This window comes from Amycolatopsis sp. lyj-108, from assembly GCF_046549005.1.
In the GTDB taxonomy this organism is placed as follows: Bacteria; Actinomycetota; Actinomycetes; order Mycobacteriales; family Pseudonocardiaceae; genus Amycolatopsis.
This window is the reverse complement of sequence record NZ_JAJPWQ010000002.1, coordinates 226406-251078: the sequence shown is the minus strand read 5'-3', so window position 1 is coordinate 251078 and position 24673 is coordinate 226406. Positions and strand designations below refer to the sequence as shown.

General features: G+C 66.7%; 24 protein-coding genes. 11 read left to right on the top strand and 13 right to left on the bottom strand.

The genetic code is table 11. The features are described from left to right. Nucleotides 1–125: 125 nt before the first annotated feature. Entirely contained in the window at nucleotides 126–458 is a 333-nt protein-coding gene (locus tag ACLJO0_RS07400; RefSeq protein WP_410577154.1) for a MerR family transcriptional regulator, read from the bottom strand. Nucleotides 459–1231: 773 nt separating this feature from the next. Here ACLJO0_RS07400 and ACLJO0_RS07395 point away from each other — a divergent pair. After that, complete coding sequence (locus tag ACLJO0_RS07395) at nucleotides 1232–1492, top strand: hypothetical protein (RefSeq protein ID WP_410577153.1); 261 nt, start codon at nucleotides 1232–1234, stop codon at nucleotides 1490–1492. Here the strand turns inward: ACLJO0_RS07395 and ACLJO0_RS07390 are convergent. Continuing rightward, the gene (locus ACLJO0_RS07390; protein WP_410577152.1) at nucleotides 1397–2392 is read right to left on the bottom strand and encodes an RNA polymerase sigma-70 factor; all 996 of its coding nucleotides are present in this window, start codon (nucleotides 2390–2392) and stop codon (nucleotides 1397–1399) included. The two genes, ACLJO0_RS07395 and ACLJO0_RS07390, sit on opposite strands and share 96 nt — an antisense overlap. A 148-nt stretch (nucleotides 2393–2540) precedes the next feature. On the opposite strand from ACLJO0_RS07390, the gene ACLJO0_RS07385 reads away from it, so the two are divergent. Genes ACLJO0_RS07385 through ACLJO0_RS07375 form a run of 3 tightly spaced genes read left to right on the top strand, consistent with a single transcriptional unit; the run spans nucleotide 2541 to nucleotide 4969 of the window. Continuing rightward, the gene (locus tag ACLJO0_RS07385; RefSeq protein ID WP_410577151.1) at nucleotides 2541–3020 is read left to right on the top strand and encodes a carboxymuconolactone decarboxylase family protein; all 480 of its coding nucleotides are present in this window, start codon (nucleotides 2541–2543) and stop codon (nucleotides 3018–3020) included. 30 nt (nucleotides 3021–3050) lie between these two features. Next, the gene (locus tag ACLJO0_RS07380) at nucleotides 3051–3797 is read left to right on the top strand and encodes an SDR family oxidoreductase (protein WP_410577150.1); all 747 of its coding nucleotides are present in this window, start codon (nucleotides 3051–3053) and stop codon (nucleotides 3795–3797) included. A 38-nt stretch (nucleotides 3798–3835) separates the two neighbouring features. Next, the gene (locus ACLJO0_RS07375) at nucleotides 3836–4969 is read left to right on the top strand and encodes a cytochrome P450 (RefSeq protein WP_410577149.1); all 1134 of its coding nucleotides are present in this window, start codon (nucleotides 3836–3838) and stop codon (nucleotides 4967–4969) included. Nucleotides 4970–5053: 84 nt separating this feature from the next. Here the strand turns inward: ACLJO0_RS07375 and ACLJO0_RS07370 are convergent, their stop codons facing one another. From ACLJO0_RS07370 to ACLJO0_RS07360, 3 genes are all read right to left on the bottom strand, one after another. Then, nucleotides 5054–5689: an NAD(P)H-dependent oxidoreductase gene (locus ACLJO0_RS07370; RefSeq protein ID WP_410577148.1), complete on the bottom strand. Its 636-nt coding sequence runs from the start codon at nucleotides 5687–5689 to the stop codon at nucleotides 5054–5056. Nucleotides 5690–5960: 271 nt separating this feature from the next. Next, nucleotides 5961–9248, bottom strand: coding sequence for an RHS repeat-associated core domain-containing protein (locus ACLJO0_RS07365; RefSeq protein ID WP_410577147.1), 3288 nt, complete (start codon nucleotides 9246–9248; stop codon nucleotides 5961–5963). A 107-nt stretch (nucleotides 9249–9355) separates the two neighbouring features. Then, entirely contained in the window at nucleotides 9356–10159 is an 804-nt protein-coding gene (locus ACLJO0_RS07360; protein WP_410577146.1) for a phytanoyl-CoA dioxygenase family protein, read from the bottom strand. A gap of 223 nt (nucleotides 10160–10382) precedes the next feature. On the opposite strand from ACLJO0_RS07360, the gene ACLJO0_RS07355 reads away from it, so the two are divergent. After that, nucleotides 10383–11183 (top strand): SDR family oxidoreductase, encoded by an 801-nt coding sequence (locus ACLJO0_RS07355; protein ID WP_410577145.1) that lies wholly within the window; start codon nucleotides 10383–10385, stop codon nucleotides 11181–11183. Nucleotides 11184–11563: 380 nt separating this feature from the next. On the opposite strand, the gene fgd is transcribed toward ACLJO0_RS07355, so the two are convergent. The 3 genes from fgd to ACLJO0_RS07340 form a co-directional block, all read right to left on the bottom strand. Further along, complete coding sequence (gene fgd, locus ACLJO0_RS07350) at nucleotides 11564–12568, bottom strand: glucose-6-phosphate dehydrogenase (coenzyme-F420) (RefSeq protein ID WP_410577144.1); 1005 nt, start codon at nucleotides 12566–12568, stop codon at nucleotides 11564–11566. A 96-nt stretch (nucleotides 12569–12664) separates the two neighbouring features. Then, nucleotides 12665–13426: an alpha/beta hydrolase gene (locus ACLJO0_RS07345; protein ID WP_410577143.1), complete on the bottom strand. Its 762-nt coding sequence runs from the start codon at nucleotides 13424–13426 to the stop codon at nucleotides 12665–12667. A gap of 126 nt (nucleotides 13427–13552) precedes the next feature. Next, the gene (locus tag ACLJO0_RS07340) at nucleotides 13553–14371 is read right to left on the bottom strand and encodes an LLM class flavin-dependent oxidoreductase (protein WP_410577142.1); all 819 of its coding nucleotides are present in this window, start codon (nucleotides 14369–14371) and stop codon (nucleotides 13553–13555) included. Nucleotides 14372–14830: 459 nt separating this feature from the next. Between ACLJO0_RS07340 and ACLJO0_RS07335 the strand changes: the two genes are divergently transcribed. Both ACLJO0_RS07335 and infA (ACLJO0_RS07330) read left to right on the top strand, forming a co-directional pair. Then, a complete protein-coding gene (locus tag ACLJO0_RS07335) occupies nucleotides 14831–15577 on the top strand; it encodes a GNAT family N-acetyltransferase (protein ID WP_410578191.1) in 747 nt (248 codons plus the stop codon). Next, nucleotides 15574–15795 (top strand): translation initiation factor IF-1, encoded by a 222-nt coding sequence (gene infA / locus ACLJO0_RS07330; protein ID WP_125787346.1) that lies wholly within the window; start codon nucleotides 15574–15576, stop codon nucleotides 15793–15795. The genes ACLJO0_RS07335 and infA (ACLJO0_RS07330) overlap by 4 nt, the downstream gene beginning before the upstream one ends. A 119-nt stretch (nucleotides 15796–15914) precedes the next feature. Here infA (ACLJO0_RS07330) and ACLJO0_RS07325 read toward each other — a convergent pair whose 3' ends face one another. Beyond that, entirely contained in the window at nucleotides 15915–16304 is a 390-nt protein-coding gene (locus ACLJO0_RS07325; protein WP_410577141.1) for a hypothetical protein, read from the bottom strand. Nucleotides 16305–16306: 2 nt separating this feature from the next. After that, nucleotides 16307–16435 (bottom strand): hypothetical protein, encoded by a 129-nt coding sequence (locus tag ACLJO0_RS07320; protein WP_410577140.1) that lies wholly within the window; start codon nucleotides 16433–16435, stop codon nucleotides 16307–16309. A 516-nt stretch (nucleotides 16436–16951) separates the two neighbouring features. Between ACLJO0_RS07320 and ACLJO0_RS07315 the strand changes: the two genes are divergently transcribed. Further along, nucleotides 16952–18238 carry a helix-turn-helix transcriptional regulator gene (locus ACLJO0_RS07315; protein WP_410577139.1) on the top strand — a complete coding sequence of 429 codons (1287 nt, stop codon included), beginning with the start codon at nucleotides 16952–16954 and terminating at the stop codon, nucleotides 18236–18238. Nucleotides 18239–18415: 177 nt separating this feature from the next. On the opposite strand, the gene ACLJO0_RS07310 is transcribed toward ACLJO0_RS07315, so the two are convergent. Next, entirely contained in the window at nucleotides 18416–19231 is an 816-nt protein-coding gene (locus tag ACLJO0_RS07310; protein ID WP_410577138.1) for an SDR family oxidoreductase, read from the bottom strand. 225 nt (nucleotides 19232–19456) lie between these two features. Here ACLJO0_RS07310 and ACLJO0_RS07305 point away from each other — a divergent pair, with 225 nt between their 5' ends. The 3 genes from ACLJO0_RS07305 (at nucleotide 19457) to infA (ACLJO0_RS07295) (ending at nucleotide 22076) form a co-directional block, all read left to right on the top strand. After that, the gene (locus ACLJO0_RS07305) at nucleotides 19457–20587 is read left to right on the top strand and encodes a hypothetical protein (protein WP_410577137.1); all 1131 of its coding nucleotides are present in this window, start codon (nucleotides 19457–19459) and stop codon (nucleotides 20585–20587) included. A 470-nt stretch (nucleotides 20588–21057) separates the two neighbouring features. Further along, nucleotides 21058–21855 (top strand): GNAT family N-acetyltransferase, encoded by a 798-nt coding sequence (locus tag ACLJO0_RS07300; protein WP_410577136.1) that lies wholly within the window; start codon nucleotides 21058–21060, stop codon nucleotides 21853–21855. Beyond that, entirely contained in the window at nucleotides 21852–22076 is a 225-nt protein-coding gene (infA, locus tag ACLJO0_RS07295) for a translation initiation factor IF-1 (protein ID WP_125790357.1), read from the top strand. The genes ACLJO0_RS07300 and infA (ACLJO0_RS07295) overlap by 4 nt, the downstream gene beginning before the upstream one ends. 77 nt (nucleotides 22077–22153) lie before the next feature. Here the strand turns inward: infA (ACLJO0_RS07295) and ACLJO0_RS07290 are convergent, their stop codons facing one another. Both ACLJO0_RS07290 and ACLJO0_RS07285 read right to left on the bottom strand, forming a co-directional pair. Next, nucleotides 22154–23413 (bottom strand): cytochrome P450, encoded by a 1260-nt coding sequence (locus tag ACLJO0_RS07290; protein ID WP_410577135.1) that lies wholly within the window; start codon nucleotides 23411–23413, stop codon nucleotides 22154–22156. 37 nt (nucleotides 23414–23450) lie between these two features. After that, nucleotides 23451–24647, bottom strand: coding sequence for a glycosyltransferase (locus ACLJO0_RS07285; RefSeq protein WP_410577134.1), 1197 nt, complete (start codon nucleotides 24645–24647; stop codon nucleotides 23451–23453). Nucleotides 24648–24673 lie beyond the last annotated feature (26 nt).

The following is a 24673-nucleotide window of genomic DNA, read 5'->3' as shown; positions in this document are numbered from 1 at the left end:
CTCCTTCGCTCCTGGGGCGCCGCTGTCCGGCGCTTCAGGAGGGGGTCGGAGCCGTGCCGTCCGTCTCGACATCCACGCTCGAACGCCCTCGTCCTGTCCGGACAAGGGCGTTCTCAGCAGGGTTTTCAGTCCTCGGCGCGGAGTTCGGCGTTCACGCGCCGGGCTTCGTGGAGCTGATCCTCAAGGGTGACGATGCGGCAGGCGGCATCGACGGCGGTGCCCTGATCGACCAGTTCCCGCACTCGCGCGGCCAGGCGAAGCTGATGCCGGGAGTAACGGCGATGGCCGCCGGCGGAACGCTGCGGGGTGATCAGGCCTGCCTCGTCGAGGCTGCGAAGGAAGCCTTGAGTGGCGCCGAGCATGTCGGCGGCACGGCCCATCGTGTAGGCGGGGTAGTGCTCGTCATCGAACCTGTCGGCCCCGCTGGGCGTGGCCGGTCCTTCTTGGTCAGGGATCATTCCACCTCCACATCACAAAGGACCCCGGGTGCCGAAACGGCACCCGGGGTCCTCAGGGTTGGGTTTCACCATCGTCTACCGGCGCGACCGCCGGCTTCCTGCACCCGCGTCCGGTGAACAACCGGAGTGCGCGGGGATCGCTGATTCGTGACCGCGAACCACCTCCGTACTCGATGGAACTACGGCACCCGCGCGGCGATACCTTGCCGCTGCGGGCGATCCAATGATGTCGCCGTTCCCTTCTTTCCTGTGTTTTCACCTTGCTGGGTACTGCTACTTCACCTGCCGCGAGCGCCACTGCCGGAACCCTTTCACTGATCGGTCCCAGCACGCTGACGCCGCTGGTCACTGCCCGGAGCCCTGTTCACTGATCGGCTCCGGCCACCTGACCGGTCCTGCAACTGCACTGCTTACTTACTGACTTACTGCACTACTGACTTACTGCGACTACATGTTCTTCACGGGCGCGACCGCTCCGCCCGTGTCCTGCACTTTCCTTCCAGGGCCGGCACTACCTGGTCGAACCTTCTTCACAACCCGGCCCTGAGATCCTGCTCCCGATCACCGTCCGGGACCTGTTCCTTGATCGGCCCCGTGCCGCCTGACCGGCTTGTCTCACCTCGCGGGTAGTTACGTCATCTCCCGCGCCTGCTTGACGTTGTCTTTCTCGGTACAAGGAGAACATTACACACACCCGGCGTTGAATGTCTACCCCAGCCAGCATAGATTTTCTGGAGCGCATCGGACGGGTGAACGCAGAAGGGGAGACGACCATGAGTGACGACCTCGCCGGGGATTCGCTCGACGAGCGGTACGGCCTGGCTGTGGTGCGTGACCTGGAGGAATACGCCGAAGCGCTGTCACGGCTGGTCGAGAAGGGGCTCCAGGACCAGCGCGCGCCACTGCTCTCCGAGGCCGAGGCTTACGCCGCGGCGGAACTACTCGGCCGGTTCGCGCTCGATGAACCTTGGAGCGCCTTGAACCAGCTGGCCGCCACCCTGGCCAGCCGGATCTACAGCCGCCTCGGCGCCTGAACAGCGGCTGACGGTGATCTCCCGCTCCACATTCGCCAGCTTCTCCGGATTGCGCACGTGGTAGGCACCGGTGACCAAGCCGTTCTCGACCCGCACCGCCAGCACGCCGTCGATCTCCCCGTCGACACGGATGAGCAGCCCCGGGCCACCGTTGATCTGAACCGGCTCGACCGACCTTTCCGCGTCCCGTTTCCACCAGCCGACGGCCAGCAGACGCGCCACGTTGTCCACGCCCACGACCGGCCGCAGCAGGGCGTGTTTGACCCCGCCGCCGTCGCTCAAGGCGACGACGTCCGGCGCGAGGATGTCGAGCAGGCCCTGCAAATCGCCGGTTTCGACCGCTGACTGGAAGGCCTGGAGCGCGGCCCGGTGTTCGGCGGGAGAGCCGGCGCCGCGAGGCCTGCGCGCGGCGACGTGCGCCCGCGCCCGATGTGCGATCTGGCGCACGGTACTGGGAGTTTTGCCGACCGCTTCGGCGATCTCGTCGTAGTCGAGCGCGAAGACCTCGCGCAGCACGAACACCGCTCGCTCGGTCGGCGCGAGCGTCTCGAGCACCAGCAACATCGCCATCGAGACGCTGTCGGCCAGCTCCACGTCCTCGGCGACGTCCGGCGCGGTCAACAGCGGCTCGGGTAGCCACGGGCCGACGTAGGACTCCTTGCGCCTGCCGAGTGTCCGCAGCCGTTTGAGCGCCTGCCGGGTGGTGATCCGGACCAGGAACGCACGCGGGGCCAGCACCGTCGCGAAGTCCACGCCCACCCACCGCATCCAGGTCTCCTGCAGGACGTCCTCGGCGTCGGTGGCCGAACCGAGCATCTCGTAGGCCACGGTGAAAAGCAGGTTGCGATGGGCCACGAACGCCTCGGTGGCGGGCTCCATGGCGGTGTCTCGATCGCTCATCACCGGTTCCTGCCTTTCTCGAGCGTGCCCATACGACCCCGGCCCTCCTCCTTTTGTGACGGTGGCCTGCGTCACAAGGCCGACCTGTCACGGGAATCGCGTCGCCGGGATCTCTTGGTCGCAACGCCAAAGAGAAAGGAAGTCCGCCATGCCCCCGCGATCACGCATGCCCAACCCGATCCCCTTCGTACCCGAGATGGCCGAAGTCGCCGGCGGCCTGCACAAGGTCCTCAAGAACGGCGCGATTCCCTCGACGACCGTCAGCCTGCTGCAACTGCGCGCCGGGCAGCTGCTCGGCAGCACGTACTTCACCCTTCGCGAAACCGGCAATCTCCGCCAAGCCGGAGAGCCCGAGGAGCGCATCACCGCGGTGGCGACCTGGCAGGACGCCACCTGCTTCACCGACCCCGAACGCGTCGCGCTGGAGCTCGTGGAGGCCGTCCTCACCCCGAATCCGTCCGGCGAACGTGTCCCCGACTCGTTGTACGCCAAGGCATCCGAGTGCTACGACGCCAAGGCGCTCTGGACGCTCGTCATGGCGATCGCGCATATCGGCTTCTTCGCCCCCGCCGCGCTCATCGCCAAGCCGATTCCCGGAATGCCGCCCGGCCTCAACTACACCGACTGACTTCCCCACGTTCGAGAAAGGTTCTGAATCATGAGCAAGTTCGCAGTGGCCGGAGCGACCGGACGGCTGGGACAACACGTCGTCGACGTCCTCACCGAACGAGGACACCACGTCGTGCCGATGTCCCGCGCCACCGGCGTGGACATCATCACCGGTGAGGGGCTCGCCGAGGCGCTCACCGGCGTCGAAGTCATCATCGACGTCGCCTCATGGCACGGCTCCGAGCAGGAAGCGGCGACGGAGTTCTTCCGCACCTCGGCCCGCAACCTGCACGAAACGGGCCGTCAGGCGGGGGTCGCCCGGATCGCCGCGGCGTCCATCATCGGCGCCGACAAGGCCACCGCCGGTTTCATCGCCGCCAAGAAGGTGCACGAGGAACTCCTTCTGGCGGGCCCTCTCCCCGTTCGCCTCCTGCGGGCCGCACAGTTCCACGAGTTCGTCGGCCAGCTCTTGGAGTGGCAGCAAAGCGATGTCGTCCACCTGCCTGCCCTGCCCACGCAGCTGGTGGCCTGCCGCACCGTCGCGGAAGAACTGGTCGACCTCGCCGTCGACCCGAGCGACCCGGGAACGCCCATCCCCGAAATCGCGGGGCCCCGCAAGGAAATCATGGCGGACGCGGCTCGCATCCTCGGCGCCCGCCGGGGCATCGAAGTCATCGGCGTCGACGGCTCCGGCATGCCCGACGCCGACATCGCCGCCGCCGGCGGCTTCCTGCCCAGCCCGCACGCCAAGCTCGCGGGCCCCACGTTCCCAGAGTGGCTCGACGCCCAGTCCTGAACGAAAGGCAGAAAATGACCGAAACCATGCCGCTTCACATGCGAAGGAACGGTCTCGACCCGATCGAAGAATTGGCGCGGGCTCGCGACGGCGAAGGAGTCGTACAAGTCGAGACGCCGTTCGGCGTACCCGCGTATCTGGTCTGCCGTAAGGAAGACGTCCGTCAGGTGCTGGCGGATCCGGCCCGCTTCAGCAGCGCCACGCCGCTGACGGGAGCCGGACAAGACGACGTCACGGCGGGACAACTCATCAGACTCGACCCGCCCGAACACACGCGCTTGCGGCGTCTGCTCACCCCGGAGTTCACCGTACGGCGGATGAACAGGCTCGAGCCGCGGATCACCGAGATCGTCCAAACCGCCCTGGACAACCTGGAGCGAGCCGGTAACCCCGCCGATCTGGTGGCGCACTTCGCGTTGCCGGTGCCGTCGCTGGTGATCTGCGAACTGCTGGGTGTCCCGTATGCCGACCGCGGCGAGTTCCACGAGCGCGCCGCGCGGATTCTCGACACCTCGTTGCCGGTGGACCAGCGGGTCGCGGCGCAACGGGAGGACCACGACTACATGGCCGGTCTCGTGGCCCGCGCCCGGACGGATCCGGGCGAGGACATGCTGGGCATGCTCGTGCGCGAACACGGCGACGATCTCACTTCGGACGAGCTGACCGGCATCGCGGGACTTCTGCTGCTCGCCGGACACGAGACGACCGCGAACATGCTCGGCCTCGGCACCCTGGCCCTGCTGTGGCACCCGGACCAGCTGTCCTTGCTCCGCGAGGATCCCGGACTGATCGAGCCCGCCGTCGAGGAGCTGCTGCGCTGGCTTTCCGTCGTCCAGTCGCTGCCGCCGCGGACGACCACGACGGACGTGGAGGTCGGCGGGCACCGCATTCCCGCGGGATCGCTCGTGATCTGCTCGATCCCGGCCGCCAACCGCGACCCCGCCCTGATCGACGCCCCCGAGACCCTCGACATCACCCGGGGAACGACCGGCCACGTCGCCTTCGGACATGGCGCGCACCATTGCCTCGGGGCACCACTCGCGCGGATGGAGTTGCGCATCGCTCTCCCGGCGCTGTTGCGGCGTTTCCCCCGGCTCGCTTTGGCCGACCAAGTGGAATTCCGCGAGTTCAGCCTCATCTACGGCGTGCGCGCGTTGCGGGTGACGTGGTGAGCCCCGGTTTCCTCTCGGAGTGGCTTTGCGCGGGGCGAGCAGCGTGCTGATGGCGCAGGTTCGATGAACGCGGGAGGCGGTCGGCTAACTGTTCCGCGCTCGGCCGGCGGCGAAGTAGGCCCGCAGCGGAGCCACGGCGTGTTCGCCGGCGCCCGCCTCGACCGCGGCGGCCAGCGCGTTCAGCTGGACCGTGGCGATGCGCACGGATACCGGGTCGGAAAGGGTGGGCACGAACTGACCCTGCTCGTCTTCGACGTCGGCGAGCTTGCCCTCCGCCTCGGTGAGCACCACCCATGGCCCGCTGACCACGTGCGCGTGACAGTCGTGCAATACCCGGCCGAGATCGGTCAGCACGTTGCGGCCGAGGCCACGCCCGGGGGTGGCCACCATGGTCACCACGCATTTGCCGTGCAGCGCGGCGCCCACCATGGGCCGGGACACCCAGTCGACCGCGTTCTTGAGCACGCCCGGAATCGAGCTGTTGTACTCCGGTGTGACGACGAGCAGACCGTCCGCCTCGCGGACGGCCTCACGCCACCGCTCGACCGGAGCAGGGCCGCCCTCCCGGGAATCGAGATCTCCGTTGTACAGCGGCAGATCGCCGAGTCCGTCGAAGACATCGATCGTCATCCCCGCCGGGGCCAGCTGCCGAACGGCCGCCAGTAACCGGGTGTTGAACGACTCCTTGCGAAGCGATCCGGAAATGCCGAGAATCCGCAACTCACCACACTCGCATTCATTTCGTAACGGTCCATGAGGGATACCCGCCGTTCGAGGCCGTACCGCTGGGCGCCCGGTTTGGGCGCTTTGCGCAGCTGCGAGACGGGGTCGTGAGTGGCAATGAGGGTTATTGAGAGGTAAGGCAAATGTGGCGTGGTCGGTGCTCCCTTCGCCGCATCAGACGCGGCGAAAGGAGCCTTCACCCCACCACCAGCCTCACCCACGAACACGACACCTTTGATCTTCTTCTCAATAGAACGACCTTTGCCACTCACGACCCCTTGGCGGAACCGCCCGCGAACAGACGCGCGTCGAACCCGTCAAGGTCGGCGAAAAGCACCAGATGATGATGGTGGCGAAGCAGAGAACCCACCCACTTGCCTGCCGTTTCCACCTGCGCTGCTTCAGCACGGCTCAAGAGCCCGAGAGGATCGTCGGCGGCCAGGGAATTCGGGACGTACGCATGAGGGTTCGGCGCGGGCGTCACTCCAAGCGGATCCGGGGAGAGGTACGCACCGGTATCGGGATCGTAATAGCGGTGATCGTGGTAGTGCAATCCCGTTTCTTGATCGAAATACTGACCGGCGAATCGCAGCGGGGTCGTCGCGGTATCACGTTGCCAGTGGGATTGCCCCCACAGTGTGCGCTGCTGATTTCCGGCGATGACGCCGTCAGCGGAGACCAGCTCGGTCGCTGTACCACTCAGGTCCGTGACCACGGAGTGGAATTCTTCGTCGACCTGCTCGTCTTCGGATCCTGCACGGACAACGGTTCGCGAGGTCTGGGTGACCGGAATGAACGAGTCGTTCCGGTAATTCCAGGTGGTGATCTTCCGCCGATCGCCTTGAATGTCCTCTTGCTCGGCGAGAACTCCCCCGTCCCACGAGAACCGTGTCTGCTCCAGCAGTTCACCGTCGGCGGAAAGATGACGCTTGCCGATGCGGCGGCCAAGGGGATCGTAGTGATAGTGCCACTTGCTCCCGTCGGGAAGGGTGGCAGAGAAAAGACGGCTGTCCGCGTCCCACGCATAGCGCCAGGTCTCCGGATCGCCGGATATCCGCGTTCGCGTCCGCGTCACGACTCGCCCGGCGGCGTCGTACCCGTAACGGATGTTCCCGGCCCGGGTGGTGAAGGTTCCGTTCACCTCGCGGGGTCCTTGCGATGAAGTCTCCGGAGTTCCGGAAGCGGGGAAAGTGGCCGAAGCGGGCCAGACGGCGTTCACGATGTTGCCGACGGGGTCGTAGTCATAGTGCTCCGACCATTCGTCACCCCGGCCGGTCACGGCGGTGACCCGCCCGTCGGAATCGAGCCGGAACGCCCGGCCGCCGGTGAGCAGATCTTCCAGGTCCGCGACGAATCCGTCCGGGTCGTAGGTATACGCGCGCCGTTGGAGCGGTTGCCCAGCGACCATGGATCCCGCCGGACCGGAGGAAGCGGCCCGGCCGGTGAGGGTTTGAGTCACGAGACGACCGAGTAGGTCCCATTCCTGGGCGAGCACGGTTCCGCCGGGCAGCTCCCGCCGGATTTCCCGTCCGGCTTCGTCATGGGCGAACCGCAGTTCCCTGCCGTCGGCGGTGAGTGCCGAAGGCAGTCCGGCGGCGTTGTAGACCCAGGCGGTACGGGCCCCGGATGGTGTGATGCGGCTCGTCACCCTTCCGGCGGCGTCGTAGGTCTTGGTGACGGTGCGGCCGTCGCAGGTTTCGGTGATCACCCGTCCGAGCGAGTCCCGGACGAAGACCAAATCCACGTCGTCGTTTTTCGCGCGCAGGAAGCGGCCTTCCGGATCGTGGTCGAACTTCGTCACGGTGCCCTCGGCGGCGTGATGAGTCGCCAGCTTGCCGAGCGGGTCATACGCGAACGAGGCCTCGTGGCCGCTGGCGTTCACACGGTGCACGAGCTGCCCCTCGGCGTCGTACCAATACTGGGTGGTGGCGCCGTTGTAATCGGTCTGCGCACTCATCCGGCCGGCGGAGTCCAACTCGTATTGCCACGTCAGTCCGCCGTGGGTCACCGAGACGAGGCGGCAGTTGTGGTCGAAGCCGAGCTCGCTGCGGGTACCGCCCGGCCAGTCGATCGACACGAGCCGCCCGAATGGCCCGTAAGCGTAGGACGTGACCGATCCCGTGGCGGAGACGCGTCGCAGCAGATTCCCTTCGCCGTCCCAGTCCCAGGACTCGGTCGAACCGTCCGGCAGGGTACGGGAGGCGGGGAGGCCATCCGTCGTCCACGTGTAGGCGGTCGTCCCGCCGCCGGACCTCGTGGCGCGCACGACTCGTCCTAGCGGGTCGCGCTCGTACCGGGTGGTTTCGCCGGTGGGTGCGGTGACCATCACGGGCATCCCGGCGGGATCGCATTCCATCGTGGTGACCGCGCCATCCACGCCGATCACCTCGGCGAGGTGCCCGCGGCTGTCATACCCGTTCTTGAGCACCGAGCCGTCGGGCGCGGTCAGTTCGGTGAGATTGCCGCTCTTGTCGAAGGCCTGTAGCCAGACACTTCCGTCCGGCCCGGTGATCCGTACCGGGAGACAGGCCTCGTCGGCTTCGACGTGGGCGACGCGGCCGTCCGGATTGGTCACCGAGACCAGGTTGCCGCGATCGTCGTAGGCATATCGCGTGACCCTGCCGAGGGCGTCGGTGCGGACTGTGACCCGGCCACGTTCGTCGTAGTCCGTCCGCGCCGTTTTCCCGATCGGGTCGGTGATCGCGGCGACTTGGGCGGACTCGGTGATCGCGTGGATGGTGACATCTCCGTCGATGCCGGTCCAACGGGTGATGCCGTGCTCGTAGGCGAAGGTGCCGGACAGGAAACTGTCAGGGCCTTCCCCGCGTACGCAACGGCCTTCGGGATCGAAGGTGTAGTGGTAGGAGTAGCCGTTGCGGTCGGTCCAGCTGGTCAGCCTGCCCTCGCCGTCGTAAGTGAAGCGTCGCGGCAGGCCGGAGGAGTTGACGACGCCGGACAGGTTGCCGGAGTCGTCGTATTCGAAGCGGCGCAAGGGGATTTCGTCCTGGCCGTCGGGGCGGGCGAGGGTCAGCGCGGTGACGTGCTCGCCGGTGACCGTCACCAGGACGCGGTAGCCGCCGGAGTGGACGATGCTGAGCGGGCGGCCGGCCTCGTCGTGACTGAAGGTGATCTCGTGGCCAGCGCGATCCGTGACCGAGACCAGGGGCAGTTCGCCGCCTTCATATCCGGGCCGTCGTTCGTATCGCCAGACAAGGCCGCGTTGCGGATCACTGACGGCGTAGGAGCCGTCCGGGTTCTGCAGCAACGGCCAGGCGGGGCCGGTCACCGGGATGGAGCGGGGATCGCCGGCGCCGCCCGGGTGTGTCCAGGTCAGGATCTCCCCGCCGGCGAACCTCGCGTCGATCCGGTCTCCGGTCACCCGCAGGCACTGGTCGAGGCTCGACGTCCAGGACCGTCCGAACCATCGGCCGGTGCGAGCGGACGACCGGTGGGCACGCTCGAGCACGAGGGGCAAAACGCCGGGCAGCGTGACATCGGTCTCGGCCAGAATGACGTCGCCGGTCGCCACGTCCACGAGATCGCTGACGTCAGGCATCATAGTCTCCACCCTTGATTTTAGTCCCATTTACGGCCTCATCGAGCTTTGCTCGCCGGTGGCGGTGGCGCGCTCACCGGCGTCGTACGCGTTTCGTCTTCACCGGACTACGGAATCAGCCCTCGCAGCGGCGCGAGATCGTGCCAAGGATCTTGCAGCGCTTCACGCCATTTCGCTTCGTGCTCCCGATGCCGGAGCCTGAAGTAAACCGTGCGCCGAATGGAGTCGCCGGTGTTGTTGCCACCATTGTGGCCGAGCAGGTAGTGCTTCAACAGGAGGTCGCCAGGACGACCACGCACCATCTCCCGCTCCGGCAGCTTGACATTCGGGTAGGTCGTGAAGGCCTCGGGGCCGCGCTCGCGGAACAATTGTGCGTGCGCACGGTGTGTTCCCGGCCAGACGAAGAGGTTTCCCGTGTCATCGCTCGACTGATCGGTCAGGAAGAACCCGGCGAGCATGGTGAACGTCCATGGGGGGTCATCGGGTTTCCGTCCCTTGCCGCCGTCGATATGCGGCTTTTCCCTGGCGTCCTTGAAGGGCGGGTAAGTCAGTGCGATCTGCACCGACTCCGGCACCTCCAACTCTCCTTCGCCCGTGAGGTTTTCGGCGAGCGAGAAGGCGGCGGTGTCACGCAACAACGCCGCGAGCACCGGTGAATCCTCCAATTCCTGGAACCGGTAGACCACCCCGACATGGCCTTCCGCCGGCGGGCGCGCGCGCAGCTGCTCGTCGACCACGGCGTTGGCGGCGGCGATCAGATCCGGCGGCACGACATCCGGAATCACGAGGTAACCGCGCTCGGCGAACTCTTCCAGCTGGTCACGAGTCAGTGCCCGTTTCGCGCTGAATGTCGCCTGCCGGTCACCATTCTTCGGTATGACTTCGGTCGGATCCACCACGAAATCTGCCACCCACCTTCTGTCAAGTCTGCCGTCTCGGGTACCCGGCTGATGCTAGGGCGCGCGCGGAGGGATCCCTATCCCTCGGTATGACAGTTGCCCGTCGCCACGGCATCGGGAATTTGCTTGACCTTCAACGTCCTCGCGGTCGGCGAGGAAACTCGCGCCGAAACGGATACGGTAAGTTGGCCGGGATTCGGTCGAACGTCGACCTGTCAACCCTTTTGGAGGAGCCATGTCCGTCCTTGTCATCGGCGCGTACGGCAGTGTGGGCAGTCACGTGGTGACTGGGCTTCTGTCCGCCGGCGCGTCAGTCCGGGGAGCCAGCAGGAAACCGAAACCGGGCGAATTGCCGGACGCCGTCGAGATGGTCCGCCTCGACCTCGATGAGCCGGAGACTCTTCCGGCCGCGCTCGAGGGCGTCAAAAAGGTCTTTCTCTACGCCAATCCGGGTAGTGCCGTCGACTTCGCCACCGCGGCGCGGGCGGCCGGAGTGGAACACGTCGTGTTGCTGTCGTCGGCTTCCGTGGTGGAACCCACCCTGCAGAACACTCGCAGCGCGAAAGAGCACTCCGCGGTGGAGAAGGCGCTGCAGGAGTCCGGAATCGCGTGGACCTTCCTCCGCCCGACCACGTTCGCCACCAAGCAGCTCAGCTGGGCTCCGGCGATCCGGGCCGGGGAAGTGCTGCGGATTCCGTTCCTGAATTTGCGTTCTTCGTCCATCCACGAACGCGACATCGCCGACGTGGCGGTCCGGACACTGACCGGCGCCGGACACGAGGGGCAGGGGTACTGGCTGACCGGGCCAGAAGCCTTGACGCAGCAGGAGCACATCGACACGATCGCCGCGGCGATCGGGAAGTCGATCGACGTCGTCGAGGACACCGAGCCGAAGTGGCCGCCGTTCCTCATCCAGACCATGAAGCAGCTCATGACGGAACCGTGCGTCGTGACGCCCGCCGTCGAGGAGATCACCGGAGTGCCGGCCCGTTCCTTCCGCCAATGGGCCGAGGACCACGCCAAAGACTTCAGCTGACCGGGCAGCCTGCCCATAGCGGGCGTGCCGGCCACCGCGTCGTGGCGGTGCCGGCACGCTCATCGTCACTCGGTCTTGCCCCGGCTATCGGCGGAATTCGTCCTGATATTGAGGGGTAAGGCAAGGGTGGCGTGATCAGGTGAGATGGCCCCTGGGGTGACGCGGCACCGCACTCGCGTGATCAGACACGTATCTCGCGTGCTTGAAGACGTAACTCGCGTGCTTGGAGACGTAACTCGCGTGATCGGACGCGGCGAAGAGCCCCTTCACCTCACCGCCGGCCCCAACCCACGACAGCGCGTTCTTGCTGCCGGCCTGGTGCTCGCGCACGCGCCGGCACCCCGCCGAGGTGAACCGCTCGGCGGGGTGGCCACGAGTGGTCAGCCGAGGCCGCGCAGTCCGGGGAGGACCTGCTCGGCGAAGTGCTTGAGGAACCGCTCTTGGTCGTGTCCGGGGCCGTGGAAGACCAAGTGGTCGAACCCGGCGTCGACGTACTGCTTGATCTGACTGATCGCCTCGTCCGGGGTGGAGGCGACGATCCAGCGTTTGGCGATCTGCTCGATGGGCAGTTCGTCGGCGGCCTTCTCCATCTCGACCGGGTCCTCGAAGCCGGCTTTCTGCTCGGGCGACAGTGACAACGGCGCCCAGAACCGGCAGTTCTCCAGTGCCTGGTCCGGATCCGGGTCGTAGGAGAGCTTGATCTCGATCATCTTGTCGATCGCGCCATGGTCACGGCCTTCCTGCCCCGCGCCCGCTTCCACTGCAGGCAGGAGCTTCTCGGTGTACAGCTCCATACCCTTGCCACTGGTGCAGATGAAGCCGTCACCCTTGCGGCCGACATATTTGGCCATGACCGGACCGCCGGCGGCGAGGTAGATGGGGACCGGCACCTCAGGCCGGTCGTAAATGGACACGGCGGTGGTCTGGTAGTACTGCCCCTCGAACGTGACGCGGTCTTCCGTCCACAGCCGGCGGATCAGGTCCACGGCCTCACGCAAGCGGGCGAACCGCTCCTTGAAATCCGGCCAGGTGATGCGCGCGACCGCGACTTCGTTGAGCGCCTCGCCGCTGCCGATGCCCAGCGCGACCCGGCCGGGGTACAGCACCCCGAGGGTGGCGAACGCGTGCGCCACCACTGCCGGGTGGTACCGGAATGTGGCGGTCAGCACGCTGGTGCCGAGCTGGACCCGCTCGGTGCGCTCCCCGACCGCGCTGAGCCAGGACAGGGAGAACGGCGAGTGGCCGCCCTCGTGCCGCCATGGCTGCAGGTGGTCGCTGATCCAAACGCTGTCCAGGCCGTGGCCTTCCGCGCTGACCGCGTACTCGACGAGCTCGCGCGGGGCGAACTGCTCGGCCGACGCCTTGTAACCGATCTTCAGTGCCATGCTTCCAGTAATAGGCCGCGCCGGGAGGGATCCCTATCCCCCGCCCTGACGGTTGGCGGCGCCCGGGGAAACGGGCCGGACGCCGCTGCGCTCGCCTCAGGCCGGTGAGGTGAGCGCCCGGTCCAGATGCCGGGCGAAGAACCGGACCGCGCTGTCGACCTCGAACCTCGGCACTTCATGGTGTTTGCCCGCGTTGGCGTGCAACGACTTCTCCTTCGAGGCGAAGGCGTCGAACAGCGTCAGGCTGGCCTCTCGCGAGATTTCCTCGTCGTCCCACTGCATGTCGAACTCGATCGGGATGGTGATCTCCTTCGCCTTCTCCGCGAGGACATCGGGCCAGTGCTGGCCGAAGACCGCGGCCGTGATCCTGGGCTCGACCGCCACCAGCGGCACCCCGATCGCGGTGCCCAGGTTGATACCGAAGTAACCCACCGGCCCATCGGCGCCGATCTCCGCGAGCTCCTGAAGGGCATCCAGGGTCGCCCGCCACTCCGGCACGGCCAGCTCGGCCAGATACGCGCTGTAGCGCCGGGCGACCGGGCCTTCCGACTCGCCCGCGGCCTTCGCCGCCAACAGCGCGGCGACCTCCTGCTCGTCGCGCGCCGAGCGCGGCCGGTCGCCGTGACCGGGCGCGTCGACGACGGCGACGTGAAAGCCGCCGTGAGTCACGAAGCGCTGCGCCCGGCCCGCCATCGCCGGATGCTTTTTGTGGTTGCCCCCACCGTGGCCCATCAGCACCAGAGGCGCCCGCTCACCGTCGGCAGGCGACCAGAGAACGCCGGGGACCTCACCCACGACGAAGTCGCGTTCGACCATGCCGTTCGACGAAGATTCGGCAAGGAACCGCAGAGAATGCATAGGTGTCGCCTTTCGAGAGGGCCGTGACGCTGGTCCTCCGCAACCGGCGTCCGGGACCACCACGCTCCCGCCGAAAGCGCCGACGCACTGTCAGCGGTCCGGCGGAAGCCGTGGTGGTCCGCGTGATCAGGCGAGAAGTTCGAGCACCGGGGCGAACTGCTCGGCGAACACGGCGTTCAAGGTGAAGCAGTTGATGCCGAGCGTCTCGCGCCGTCGCTGCAGTTCGTCGGCCATCACCCGCGGGCTGCCGCGGAGGATGCCCAGCGAGTCGTGCTCGATGAGCGTCTTCATGTCGGTCTTCAGCAGCCGCGGGACCCAAGGCGGCGCCACTTCGCCGATGACGAAGATCGGGGAGACGAACTCGATCTCGTCACCCCGGTCCCCGGCCTGTGCACGCATCCCCGCGACCAGCGCCGCGATTTCCTCCCGGGTCGCGATCGGGCTCGCGGCGACGGTGATCCTGTCCGCCTTCGCGGCGGCCAGGGCACGGGCCTTGGGACCGCCGGCGGCGATGAGCACCGGGGTGTGCGCGTCCCCGTCGAGGGCACGCAGTTCGTCGATCGTCTGCTCCACCTGCGCCAGGCGTTCCGCGGGCGACGACGGCGTGATGCCCAGCAGCTTCACCGCGTCATCCAGAACGAACGGCCTGCCCGTCCCGATACCCAAGTCGAATCGCCCGCCACTCAGCAGTGACAGTGTGTGGGAATCCCAGGCGGCCATGCGCGGCGCGCGCAGCGGGCTGGCGGCCACCCACGTTCCCACCCGCAGGGTCGTGGTCGCCCCGGCCGCGATGGCGAGGGCGGGGAACGGAGACGGTGCCGTCAGGACGTCGGCCGAGAGCAGGCTGGTGTATCCCAGGTCTTCGGCCTGCCTGGCTATGCCAAGCCACTGCTTCTCGTCCGTTGGCTCCGCAATCACGGCGAACTTGAACGCCTTGTCGGTCATGGGGGAAACCCTGTCCTTTCGTAGAGCGGACGCCATCGGGCACGGAGGCCGCCCCCGATCGCGGGCGGGGCGGACACCGGCACCGCGGCTCGGATCAGCTCCGGTGCGTGCGCGTGGCGGAGAACCCGGACGAAACTTTTTCGGCCCGCGTTCAGCAGGCTAAAAGCGGCCGCACCCCCTCCGGCATCCCTCAGCCTGATAGCCCGGCCGCCCGGCGACGGAAGCGCGCCGGAAGGATTGCGTGAGTCAGCGATCCGCTGCTAACGTCGTTTTCGACCGTGAATTCGTTGGAGGAGGTGAGACCCGTGAACGCAAACACCCATGGGTGCTCCCTGAACCCTTCACGGTCCGGCGGCTGAGCTTCGCTGCCGCCAGGAGCGCCTGAAACCGAGGCACTCCTGGAAGGAGTCTCCGATCAACACGAAGCCTTTGACACCCGGCCTGAGCGAGAACGCGGTGATGATCACGCGCGTCGCGGACAGGCATTGGCACGCACTCGACGACGACAGGGTGGTCGGCCGCGGATATGCGGAGCACCGGCCCGATGGCCGTTTGTTCGTTTGCGTCGACGCCTGGCGCGAGGCCACGTTCGACCGGCTCGCCGAGGCGATGGTGGCCGAACTGCCGGAGCCGCTGTACACGGTGGTCGACGAAGCCGACGTCGAGCTGACGGCCTGCTGGCAACGAGCCGGTTTCACGATCCGGCGCCGCGAGTGGGAATACGCCGTGCCGACCGACCCCCGGACCACGGGACTCGAAGAAACCCTGCCACCTTCCGGTGTGACGATCGTGCCTGCCGGCCAGGCGGACGAGGGTCTGCTGCGGGCGGTGGACCGCGCGATCCGTGACGAAGTCGAGGCGACCGCCGGGTGGCAGTCGATGCCTGCCGAAGTGATCCCCCGCCCCGACGGTGACACCATCATCGACCCGTCGAAGTACGCGGTCGCCGCGACACCGGACCGCTACCTCGGCCTGATCCGCGTAGTGACGGTGAACCGGCCGCGCATCGGACTGCTCGCGGTCCGCACCGTCGAGCAGCGCCGCGGCATCGCGCGTGCGCTGCTGGCCCACGCGCTCGGGACGCTGCACCGCGCCGGATTCGCCGAAGCCTTTGCCGAAGTCCAAGAGCTCGATCACGCGGCCTCTGCCCTGTTCGAAGGCATCGGCGCCCGGCCGATGAACAGCAACCTGGAGCTGGTGCGATGAAGACCAGAAAAGGCATTGAAGTCGAGGGCAAGGTCGTCGAGGCCCTGCGTGCCGGCATGTTCACCGTGGAGCTCGACAACGGCCACCGGGTGCTCGCGCACATCAGCGGCAAGATCCGCCAGAACTTCATCAAGATCTACCTGGAAGACCGGGTGCTGGTGGAGCTCACGCCGTACGACCTGTCGCGCGGCCGGATCGTCTTCCGGTACCGCAACTAGCGGCTGGTCGTGCAGGAAGGCGTGACTCGCGTGCTTGGGGACGTAACTCGCGTGTGCGGAGTCTGGACACGCGAGTTACGTCTTTGAACACGCTCGTCTCACCTGTTCGGCCGACGCTGCTATTCGGCGATGTCGTCGCGCAGCCACAGACCGTCGATGTCCACCTCGATACACGGAGAGAAGAGGACCCTCTGGTGCAGGTCGACATCCGGGGGAACCGACATGGTGAACAGGTAGAACTCCGCGGGCAAAGCGCAGCTTGCGAATTGTGCCGCCGGATACGGGGAATTCGAGCCGAGCATTGCGGTGATCCTGACCCACCGACGAAGAATGCCTCTGAGACGGAAGCCCATTACTTTCCTTCGCTTTTCGGAGACCAGAAAAGCCTGGCCCCCACCGCCGCGACCCATCAGGTCACCCGGATGGACAATCGAGAGCTCATCGAGAACCGATGCGCGTCCCCGGTCCGGATCGGACAGGCCTCGCTCACGCTCCGGAGGAGCGATCACCTTCAGCCCACCGCGGCCACCTCGTCGCCGTCCGGCACCGCGACGATGTCACCGGCTCGTCCCACGACGAACCTCCCGTCCCCGCCCCCGAGAAGTTCCGAGGATCGGTCCACCAGCGGCAACGCGGACATAGGCCACCTCTCGAAGTGCCGATGCGGACAGCGCCGACCTTGACCTTCATCGTGCCCATCCCGCCGCACCGACGGCAACTACCCAGCCTGACAGTGTCTGGCTTCTGTCTCGCCGCGGTCCGCTGAGCCACGCATGCCCGAGCCCTCCGGGGAACCGACAATTCGGACAGAACCAGTCAGTTTTTCCGCATTCTCTGCATTCAACCAGTTGGCGGTTTCGACGACGAAAGGCCAATGGCTCGCGGGGCACCCATCTGGCGCACTCCGGCAGCGCTGGCGGAAAATCATAGCCCTCATCACTACTCCGTGTGACCTTGACATAGCGCAGCGATCAGGTATCGTCGGCCAGGTCTGGGGTGCTCATAGAAAACTGGGGTAAGTATAGCAATTTGACACAATCTCTCCGCCGAAGAGAGATTGGGCTTAAATCGTGCTGTCCAAAGATCGAGTCGTGCTCTTCACCGTAAATATGCTTGGAGACTTCCTTAAATGTGCATGGAAACTTCGGGGGTTCGGTTGGGCATTCTGGGACTAAACGCGTCAATTCTCTCCGCTCACGACTGCATCAATCTCGAAATCCTGCACACAGCCGGTTCGGTCTGGCTGGAGGGCGACGTCGTCTCCGCCATCTCCCTTGCCGAGGCCGCGGCGACGGCCAGATGCCGCCGGGGCAGCGAGCACTGCACGGCGCTGGCGAGCCTGCAACTCGCACTGCTGCTGACCAACCTCCGGTGTATCGACGAAGCCAAGCGCGCGGTCCGCCAAGCAACCGAGGTGGTCGACGACCCTGCCATCGACGCGGTAACGGCGCTGGTCAGAGCCAAGATCGCACTCTGCGAAGGCGACATCGACGAGGCGGGCAAGCTGTGTGACGCCGGCATGGTCGTGGCGAACGACCCGCGTCTCGCGTCGTGGGCCTCGATCGGGAACACGGTCCGCGCGATCGCCGCGATGCGGCGTGGCGAACTCGCCGCGATGATCCACCATGCCAACCAGCTCAAGGATGACGTGCTGTTCGGCAGGGACGTGCTTTTCGGCAGGCGGGATACCTTTCCTTGGGACTCGCCCGCCTGGCTCGTCGTCCAGATCCTCGAGGCGGAGAAGGGCTGGGAAGTCGCCGTACCGCTCGCCCGAGGACTCTTTGAATCCGAATCGTCGGCCCGTGGTCTCCTGCTGTCCGAGCCCGCGGCGGCGTCGTTCCTCGTCCGGATCCTGCTGCGAGCGGGCGACCGGGAAACCGCCCAGCGCGGCCGTCGTTGCGCGGCGGCGCTCTCCGCGGACAATCCGGACATCCGCGCCATCACGGCCGCCGCCCTGCACCTCGACGCGCTGGTCGAGGAGGACGTCAGCCTGCTGCAGCAAGCGGCCACCGCCAGCCGCGACGCGTGGACCCGCGCCTCGATGAACGAGGACATCGGCGATCTCCTGTCCGCGAACTACGGAGAGTTCCGGCAGGCATGCACGCATTACGACACGGCCATGCACTCCTACGCGGACGCCGGCTCACCGCGCGACTCGTCCCGGGTCCGCAGCAAGTTGCGGCGCCACGACACGTCCAAGGCCGCGGCGAGGTTCTGGCCGAGCAGCCGGATCCCCATGCTGACCGACACCGAGTACGCGGTGGCCGAACTGGTGGCAGGCGGACTCACGAACGCCGAGGTCGCCGGCAAGATGTTCCTGTCTCGCCACACCGTCGCCTTCCATCTCCGCAAGATCTTCCAGAAGGTCGGGGCCAAGTCGCGCATCGAACTCGCGGTCATGTGGAAGCAGCTGGTCGGGCAGGACATCACCACGTCGATGTGAGTCGTCGACGCGGGTTCGCCGGGCCTGCGCGGCGGGGGTAAGTCAAGGTGGCGTGTCGCGAAAGCCACTTTCGGGACGCCAGACGTCCCGAAAGTGGCTTTCGCGACATGAGCACCGGACGCCGAAGCGCCACTCACGACCGACCCGGCCACACCGCGTTCGCTTCTGGGGCGGCAGTCAGCTGAAGTCTTTGATGTGTTCCTCGGCCCACTGCCGGAACGAACGGGCCGGCGCCCCGGTGACCTCCTCGACCGCGGAGGTCACGGCACACGGAGCCTTCATGAGCTCGGTCATGGTACGGACGAAGGATTCCGGCATCTTCGGTTCGGCGTCCTCGGGAGCCAGCTCGGCGACCTCGATCCGCCGCCCCAGCACCGCTCCGATCACCTCGATGCATTCCTGCTGTGTCAAGGCCTCTGGCCCGGTCAGCCAGTACGCCTTCCCCTCGTGCCCGGCGCCGGTCAGTGCCCGGACCGCCACGTCGGCGATGTCGCGCTCGTGAATCGCCGCGGTGCGCAAGCGCGGGAACGGAATCCGCACCACCTCCTCCCCCGACCGGATCATCGGAGCGAAGCGGAGCTGTAGGGCGGCGAACGTGGTCGGGCGGAGGAAGGTCCACGCGATTCCCGACTCCCGCAGCGTCTCCTCCACGACCGAGTGCAGCTGCGCGCTCCGGCTGTGCCGGGCGGCGGGTTGCACCACGGCAGAGGAGGACAGCAACACGACGTGTTCCACCCCCGCCGCCCTCGCCGCGCCGACGAACTCGGTGACGCCATCTTGGTTGGCGTAGAGAAAGACCTTCTTGACGCCCTCCAGCGCGGCAGGCAGGGTCTCCGGTTCGGTCAGGTCGAGGCGGACCATCTCGACGGCGTCCGGTACCTCACCGGTTCGCGGTTTTCGACTGGTTCCCCGGACCGGCATTCCAGCGGACAGAAGTCCGTCCACGACGTGATTGCCCACATTGCCGTACGCACCGATGACAAGAACGGACATAGCTCCTCTAAGGGGGTAACGGATCACCATTCGGGCAAATCGCACCCGGGTCGGCACCATTCAACGACCTTGCCCTGGTACTGACCATCCCCCGCCTTGGTAAAGCGGCCACATACGCACCCAATGCCACTACCAACGTCGGGGATAGTGCGCGGCCGCGCGCCAGACCTACTGTCCGGAAAAGGGTTCGGGCAAAGAGTCCGGCGGCCAGCTTGGAGGACCCGGGTGAAGGACAACGAATCGGTCCTGTTGGAGGCCTACCAGCGGTTCCACCAGACGGGACCGGAGTGGGGCGGCCACCATCTCAGCAACCACGGCCCCATGGCCGTGGAGGCCATGATCCGGCACGGACACGCCGACTCCGTGCACCACTGGATCGACAACTACACGCAACGTCTGGAAGAACCACCACGCGGGCTCGACCCCGTCACCGAAAACGACTGGCGAGAGGCACTCGGCGACCTGAAACGGGTAGCGGACTGGACCACCCTGTTCCACCGCGAAGTCACCGAACGTCCCTGGCGGGAAGTACTGGCGACGTGGTGGCCGCGGCTGGTACCCGGCATCGCCGGCGGTACGGCTCACGGCGCGATCCGAGTCGGGCACGTGGTCCACTCGATGCTGACGGCCGAAGCACGGGCAGGATCCGTCGACAGCATCGAAAACCCGTACGTGACCGAGCTCGCCGACGCACTGGGCTACTGGGCCGCGTGCTGGACACCGGTGACGGGCGACCCTTCGCGGCGGCTCGGGTCGCTACGCCCGGCCGACGCCCTTGCCAACGTGCCGACCGTCGCCGACCAGCAGAAAGGCGTCCCCTACCGGCTCAGTCAGCTCCCGACCACCGACGGCTGGCAATCGGCACTGGGCGCGCTGCGGACCGTGGACGATCCCGAGCAGGTACCCGCGTTGCTGTCCCAGCTGATCGACGCCACGGTGTTCCGCTACCTGGACTACGGCCACGGTCACGCGGTCATGCTGGTCCACGCCTCGACGGCACCCACCGCGGTCCTCCGCGTGCTACCCGCCCTGCCGCGCAGGCTGTGGGTTCCCAGCCTGGACGCCGCCTGGCAAGCGACCGCGGCCCTGACCGCCGCGTGCACCCCCCAGCTCGCCGCCGACCGGGCGGATCTCACCGTCCACACCAACGGCGTCGCGACGACCGAGGACGCCATGGCACTGGCGGTCGACCAGGGAGACGAACACGTCATCAAGTTCGCCGACACAGCCGTGGAAACCTTCACTCGCACCGGGAACAAGGACGCGCTCGCGGCCGCGAGCCGATGCGCGGAACTCATCACTCTCACGGAGGCCGCAGGACGTGCACGATTCGATGGCCGTGGACCCACCAGCTGACCGCCCCGGCTCCCCCGTGCCCGCGCTTCCGGACGCTGGGGGAAGTGCCACCGGTCGGGACGGTCTTTTAGCGGCTTCTTATGCCGCGATGTGGTGTTTCAGGTATTCGGTGTGGACTTCGCGGGTCCCGAAGCCGAGTCCTGAGTGAAGAACCGCTGATCAAAGAAGGCTTCACCGCATTTCGGCACTGGTTCGCGTCAGGGCGAACGCGGTGCCCCGACAGACTCCAGTGCGGCCGACGGACCACTGGGTGCCGAGTGTCCACTGTCCGGAAAGCGCGGGTATCTCAAATGATTTGCGCGAGGCGGTCGCCCACTGCTAGGTTCATGGCGACCGTGAATTCGTGCAAGGAGGTGAGTCCCGTGAACGCAATCACCCATGGGTGCTCCCTCAGCCTCTCACGGTCCGGCGGCTGACCTTCGGTGTCGCCAGGAGCGCCTGAGATCAAGGCCCTCCTGGAAGGAATTCCGATGAATACAAAGCCTCTCACCACCAGCCTGGACGAGAACGCGGTGACCATCACCCGCGTCGCGGACAATCAATGGCACGCACTGGACGACAACCGAACGGTCGGCCGGACCTATGCGGAACACCGGCCCGACGGACGCTTGTTCGTCAGCATCGACGCCTGGCACGACATCATCTTCGACCGGCTCGCGGAAGCGATGCTGGCCGAACTGCCGACACCGCTGTACACGGTGGTCGACGAAGCCGACACCGAACTCACAGCCTGCTGGCAACGCGCCGGTTTCACGATCCGGCGTCGCGAGTTCGAATACACCGTACCGACCGACCCGCAGGTCACCGGACTCGAACAGACCTTGCCGCCTTCCGGGGTGACGATCGTGCCTGCCGGCCAGGCCGACGAAAGCCTGCTGCGGGCAGCGGACCGCGCGATCCGTGAAGAAGTCGACGCGGCCGCCGGGTGGTGGCAGACAATGCCCGCGGAACTGATCTCCCGTCCCGAAGACGAGGACACCAGCACCGGCCCCTCGACCTACGCGGTCGCCGCGACACCGGACCGCTACCTTGGCCTGATCCGCGTGGAAACAGTGCACCACCCTCGCATCGCGCTGGTCGCGGTCCGGGCAGGCGAGCAACGTCGCGGTATCGCACGGGCACTACTCGCCCACGCACTCGGGACACTGCGCCGCGACGGGCACTCCACCGCCTGGGCCGAAGTCCACGAGACCAACCACGCGGCCTCGGCACTGTTCAAAAGCGTCGGCGCCCAGCCGGCGGGCAGCAACCTGGAGCTGGTCCGATGAAGAAGAACAGGAACGGTATCGAGGTCGAAGGCAAGGTCGTCGAGGCCCTGCGTGCCGGCATGTTCACCGTCGAACTCGAGAACGGCCACCGGGTACTCACCCACATCAGCGGCAAGATCCGCCAGAACTACATCAAGATCTACCTCGAAGACCGGGTGCTGGTCGAACTGACACCCTACGACCTCACCCGCGGCCGGATCACCTTCCGCTACCGCAACTGACAACGACCCAGGCCCCGGTCACGATGTCTTCGTGACCGGGGCCTGGGTCGTCGGTTCGAGCGGTCGCGAACTTCCGCTCAGTACTTGCGGACCTCGATGGGCAGCTTGTTGACGACGCGCGGTTTCACCATGTCACCAAGACCCCACCGGCCGGGCCTTTCGCCCGAAACCGCCCAGCGATTGCGCAGGCCGGCAGGAGCGTCGTCGCGCACGCGGATATCCCGGTAGCGCTCCAGCAGAAGCCGGATCGCGATCCTCGTCTCCAGTCGCGCCAGTGGCGCGCCCACACAGTGATGGATGCCCTTGCCGTACGACAGATGCGGATTGGGCTTGCGGAGGATGTCGAACTTGTCCGGGTCGGCGAAGACGCGGTCGTCACGATTCGCGGTGATCAGCCACACCAGGACGGTCGCGCCGGCCGGGATCTTCTGGCCGCCGAGCTCGGTGTCCTTCGTCGTCCGGCGGGGCGAGCGCGGGAACGGCGGCCGGAAGCGCACCGACTCGTCGATCGCGGCCGGGATCAGCGTCGGGTCGGCCCGCAACTGGTCCCACACAAGGGGATTCTCGTCCAGCGCGAGAATCGTGTTGCCCATGGCGGCGGTGGTGGTGTGGTGGCCGGCGACCACCACGTTGAGACAACCGAGTGCCTCCTCCTCGTCCAGCCGCCCTCCGTCGGCCTCGACCGTCATGAGCCTGCTGACCAGGTCGTCGCCGGGGTTCTCGCGGCGGGCGCGGAGGATCTCCAGTAAGTGCGAGTTCAACTCGCGCAGCGGCTTCAACTCACGCAGCGGCGGCGCGTCGTTGTCGTTCGACGCGCTTTCCCGCCGGTCGTCCGGCGACTCCTTCGCGGCGGAGCTCTGCACCTCGACGACGGAGTCGGACAGCTTCCGGACGAACGCCAGGTCGTCGGCGGGAATGCCGAGCATCTCGGCCATGACCATGAGCGGCAACGGGTGGGCCAGCTGTTCGATGAAGTCCCACTGATGGCCGCCGTCATCGGCGGTATCGAGTAGCCGCGTCGTCAACTCGGCGATCCGCGGCTCCAGGTCGGCCATCATCTTCGGGGTGAGCGCCTTGCTGACCACGCCGCGCAGCCGCCGGTGAGCCGGATTGTCCGCCCGGAGGAAGTTGCCCGTGAAGTCTTCCTCCACCGGCCCCAGCGGGGCGACTTCGGAGGAGAAGGTCACCGAGTCCATCTGCACCTGCTGAGTGACGTCGTAGCCGAGTACGTGCCACGCCTTGATCTTCTCGTCGAAATGCACGTCTCCCCGTGCTCGTAACACGTCGAGATAGCCAAGAAGATCGGACAGCGTCGGTTCCGACTGGGTGACACCCATGAAAACTCACTCTCTTCCTACGACCCGGTGGCGCGCGCTAGCAAAACTCGGGAAGCCGGGACACGACTTCCGTGGGGCTTGGCATGGCGGCGATCTCCTCGGCGATGGCTTTGGCCGCCTGTCCGGCATCGGTATCGGCCAGCAGTCCGCCCGCTGCCTCGGCGATGGCCGCCGCGGAGACGACGTCAGTGCGGCGACGGTCGTCTTCCAGTTCGACTCCCTCTGGCAGCAACTGTCTCCCGGCACCGGTGGCGGACACCGCGCCTGCCATGGCGAAGTTGTCGAACCCGACGGGCAGGAACAGTTGTGGAACCCCGGCGGCGGCAGCGGTGACGGTCGTCCCGGGGCCGCCGTGGTGTACGGCGAGGTCGACAAGTGACAGCAGTTCCCCTTGCGGCACCCAGCGTTCAAGGTGCACGTTTTCGGGAAGCACACCGAACTCGTCCAACGAAAGGTTGGGCCAGGCCGCCACCACCACCTCGACGTCCAATGCCGACAACCCATCGACAGCGGCACGCAGGGCGGCGACGGTGCCCAGCACCGTCCCCAATGTCAGATAGACCAACGGGCGTTTCCGCTCGGCCAGTGCGATCTTCGGTAGCTCACCGGGTTCACTGAACGGCACCAGGCGCAGCGGCACCCGTTCCGGACGAGCCAAGAACGACGTCTCCTGCAGCGAGGAGGGAAAGACGTCCAGGTACGGGTCACCCAGGAGGTATCGCCCTTCGGGCACCTCGACCCCGATTTCGGCGGCGACCGCACGGAGGAGCTTCATGTCCACCTGCCGCCATCGGTCTTCTCGGTCGACCGCGTCCGCTCGGGCGTTGGCGTGACACACCGCGGGAATGTCCAGGCGATGCGCCGCGAGCCCGGCTCCCGGGTTGCCCGCCTCGTACACCACCAGGTCTGGCCGCTCCGCCCGCAGCACGGGCATCAGGTCGGCGGCGAACCGGCGGGGTAACAGCTCACTGAACGCCCGGACCGCGGGATCGAGCAAACCACGCCACGGTAGGTCGCCGGTCTCCCTGTCCTTGCCCGCCTGAACGGAACTCAAGGCCTCATGGATCGGCATTCCGACCGGCACAGTACGGAATCCGAGCTCCTGTAGCAACGGATGGAATCTCTCGCCGATCGCATAAAGGACGTCATGGCCGACCTCCCGGGCAGCGAGGGCCAGCGGCAGCAACGGGTAAGCGTGACCGTAGCCGGACAGGCTGGAGAAAACGATCTTCATTTCCCGGCTTTGCCTTCCTGCCTGGA

What these genes read in the sequence shown, in the direction of transcription:
- ACLJO0_RS07290 (WP_410577135.1), bottom strand. Translation starts at nt 23,413, where the DNA reads ATGGGTGTCACCCAGTCGGAACCGACGCTGTCCGATCTTCTTGGCTAT.
- infA (WP_125787346.1), top strand. Translation starts at nt 15,574, where the DNA reads ATGAAGACCAGAAAAGGCATTGAAGTCGAGGGCAAGGTCGTCGAGGCC.
- ACLJO0_RS07380 (WP_410577150.1), top strand. Translation starts at nt 3,051, where the DNA reads ATGAGCAAGTTCGCAGTGGCCGGAGCGACCGGACGGCTGGGACAACAC.
- infA (WP_125790357.1), top strand. Translation starts at nt 21,852, where the DNA reads ATGAAGAAGAACAGGAACGGTATCGAGGTCGAAGGCAAGGTCGTCGAG.
- ACLJO0_RS07345 (WP_410577143.1), bottom strand. Translation starts at nt 13,426, where the DNA reads ATGCATTCTCTGCGGTTCCTTGCCGAATCTTCGTCGAACGGCATGGTC.
- ACLJO0_RS07320 (WP_410577140.1), bottom strand. Translation starts at nt 16,435, where the DNA reads ATGTCCGCGTTGCCGCTGGTGGACCGATCCTCGGAACTTCTCGGGGGC.
- ACLJO0_RS07355 (WP_410577145.1), top strand. Translation starts at nt 10,383, where the DNA reads ATGTCCGTCCTTGTCATCGGCGCGTACGGCAGTGTGGGCAGTCACGTG.
- ACLJO0_RS07365 (WP_410577147.1), bottom strand. Translation starts at nt 9,248, where the DNA reads ATGCCTGACGTCAGCGATCTCGTGGACGTGGCGACCGGCGACGTCATT.
- ACLJO0_RS07385 (WP_410577151.1), top strand. Translation starts at nt 2,541, where the DNA reads ATGCCCCCGCGATCACGCATGCCCAACCCGATCCCCTTCGTACCCGAG.
- ACLJO0_RS07400 (WP_410577154.1), bottom strand. Translation starts at nt 458, where the DNA reads ATGATCCCTGACCAAGAAGGACCGGCCACGCCCAGCGGGGCCGACAGG.
- ACLJO0_RS07285 (WP_410577134.1), bottom strand. Translation starts at nt 24,647, where the DNA reads ATGAAGATCGTTTTCTCCAGCCTGTCCGGCTACGGTCACGCTTACCCG.
- ACLJO0_RS07310 (WP_410577138.1), bottom strand. Translation starts at nt 19,231, where the DNA reads ATGTCCGTTCTTGTCATCGGTGCGTACGGCAATGTGGGCAATCACGTC.
- ACLJO0_RS07300 (WP_410577136.1), top strand. Translation starts at nt 21,058, where the DNA reads ATGAATACAAAGCCTCTCACCACCAGCCTGGACGAGAACGCGGTGACC.
- ACLJO0_RS07395 (WP_410577153.1), top strand. Translation starts at nt 1,232, where the DNA reads ATGAGTGACGACCTCGCCGGGGATTCGCTCGACGAGCGGTACGGCCTG.
- ACLJO0_RS07335 (WP_410578191.1), top strand. Translation starts at nt 14,831, where the DNA reads ATGATCACGCGCGTCGCGGACAGGCATTGGCACGCACTCGACGACGAC.
- fgd (WP_410577144.1), bottom strand. Translation starts at nt 12,568, where the DNA reads ATGGCACTGAAGATCGGTTACAAGGCGTCGGCCGAGCAGTTCGCCCCG.
- ACLJO0_RS07340 (WP_410577142.1), bottom strand. Translation starts at nt 14,371, where the DNA reads ATGACCGACAAGGCGTTCAAGTTCGCCGTGATTGCGGAGCCAACGGAC.
- ACLJO0_RS07375 (WP_410577149.1), top strand. Translation starts at nt 3,836, where the DNA reads ATGCGAAGGAACGGTCTCGACCCGATCGAAGAATTGGCGCGGGCTCGC.
- ACLJO0_RS07390 (WP_410577152.1), bottom strand. Translation starts at nt 2,392, where the DNA reads ATGAGCGATCGAGACACCGCCATGGAGCCCGCCACCGAGGCGTTCGTG.